Source organism: Vibrio sp. M260118, assembly GCF_036533755.1.
Taxonomy (GTDB): Bacteria; Pseudomonadota; Gammaproteobacteria; order Enterobacterales; family Vibrionaceae; genus Vibrio.
The window spans coordinates 1-1,934 of sequence record NZ_JATABG010000512.1; the positions used below are offsets into that span (position 1 = coordinate 1).

Below are 1,934 nucleotides of genomic sequence, written 5' to 3' on the forward strand. Positions count from 1 at the left end.
ACGCACAATCGAACTGGATGGGAATTGATAATCAGAACTCACTTAGCGACTGGAGCTTCTGTTCGCTACATGGCATTGGGTGAGGGAGAACCGTTCAGTGGGGAGTCTTCAAACGCTCTAACCTCAGAAGAAATGCAAACATCCCACCTTGTCGATGGGGCTTTAATTGAGGCAGGAAAGACCGTTTTAGATTTAGTCACACTTGATAAATTTGGGTTAAAGCCCTCTTTAACTCAAGTCATTGAGGACGATTCCGGTATCTATTACATCAACAAAGAGTCAACTGACCCCGTGGCAGGTGATTACCTTATTGATGTCGATGGTCGTCTGTCGATCAACTATTTACAGCGACTACCTGGTAAAAAATTAGCAATTGCATTTGGCGCATCAACCATTGAAGTATCCGAAGAAGATATAAAAGTGCTTGGGCGTGTTGCGATGGAAATGAAGAAGAAATAACGCATAGTAGATCACAAATAAGCATCATGTTTCATCATAACCTCTTAATTCATGAGGCTTATTAGTTATTATCCTAGTTCAACTAAATGACTAGGAGAGTAACAATGTTCAAAGGCTTAAAACTTGTTGGGTTAACAGAAGAACCCGTGGGTACTGGTGAAGAGCGCTACGGCTTTTTAATGCAAGACGATGAAACCGTGGAACTCGAATATAAAACTGTTCGAGATATGCTGATTCTGACCAACAAACGTTTAATTACCGTTGATGTTCAGGGTTTACGAGGAAAGAAAGCAGAGTTTTTCATTCTGCCTTATTCAAAAATCACGGCTTTCTCTGTAGAAAGTGCAGGTACTTTCGACTTAGATGCCGAGTTTAAAATATGGGCTTCTGGCTTAGGCCAGCTAGAGTTTGCATTTTTAAAAGGTACGGACGTTAAGAAAATCGCTTCGCTACTTAGCTCTGGCGTTTAATGACTGACTATTCGTACCTAGCTCCGAGTACTCGGAGCTAGGTACGAATATAAGTAAGCATATTTGGCTCATCTAATAAAAAGCAGTAGTAACAATGTGGCGAGAAACACTGGAAACGACCAATCCTTGGCAACTTGCGTCACTTTTTCATAGTTGGTTTTTGGTCGAATCTTTTCATCAATCAGAGTAACCAAATAGGTTCTTTCTGAAACAGTATTAGAGTGATTTTTCATAAAGGAGCCTCAATTGAACGTCATTCCCCATATCATCACCACGAAAGCATTTGCTGATGATATATACAGTATACTGCAAGAGCACAACGCTACATATACTCGTTTGGATACTTTTTCTTCCTTTCAAGCAAGTGACATCTTCCTAATCTTAAATGAACTCCCTTGGGAATTCCTTGCTGGCATAATCGCTGGTTATATTGGTCATAAGAACACTAAGGTTGAAGCAAGTACTAAGCGTAGAGTCATGATTAAGTACCCAGACAATTCAGAGATCGACGCAACCAACATTCCACCGGAAGAGCTAAAAGAGCTTATCCATCCCCACAAACAAATCTACATTTCAATGTTTGAAGAAAATGAGCGTTCGTAAAGTAGAAGACGGAAACAAAAAGCCATGGCTCTGTGAGTGCTACCCGCAAGGGCGAAGCGGAGCAAGAAAACGTAAACGCTTCGCTACTAAAGGCGAAGCGATGGCTTATGAAAAGTTTCTAATGAAAGAAGTCGATGACAAGCCTTGGCTGGGTGACAGAAAGGACTTGCGGACACTTCAAGATTTAGTCGAACTTTGGTACAAGCTTCACGGCCAACACCTAAAATCCGCGAAAAAAGTTTACCCTCGCCTCTGCACCATAGTGGAAGAACTCGGCAACCCGTTTGCAATCAAGTTTACTGCAAAAGACTTTGTTCACTGGCGTTCTAGCCGCAAGGCAAAAAACCGATACGGTGACGAGACTGCCGCAGGCAAATTGATTTCTGCACCTACGAATAATCT

Annotated in this window: 4 protein-coding genes; all 4 read left to right on the top strand. The window is 41.8% G+C overall.

The features are described 5' to 3' along the window. Nucleotides 1-459: transcriptional regulator (locus QTO00_RS19000; RefSeq protein WP_331426148.1), on the top strand; the 459-nt coding region annotated here is incomplete at its 5' end. Nucleotides 460-563: 104 nt separating this feature from the next. Beyond that, nucleotides 564-929, top strand: coding sequence for a PH domain-containing protein (locus tag QTO00_RS19005; protein ID WP_331426149.1), 366 nt, complete (start codon nucleotides 564-566; stop codon nucleotides 927-929). 246 nt (nucleotides 930-1,175) lie between these two features. After that, nucleotides 1,176-1,532: a hypothetical protein gene (locus tag QTO00_RS19010; RefSeq protein WP_331426150.1), complete on the top strand. Its 357-nt coding sequence runs from the start codon at nucleotides 1,176-1,178 to the stop codon at nucleotides 1,530-1,532. Then, nucleotides 1,519-1,934, top strand: a 416-nt coding sequence (locus QTO00_RS19015) for a phage integrase (RefSeq protein WP_443088951.1), incomplete at its 3' end; no start/stop codon positions are given. The genes QTO00_RS19010 and QTO00_RS19015, both read left to right, overlap by 14 nt.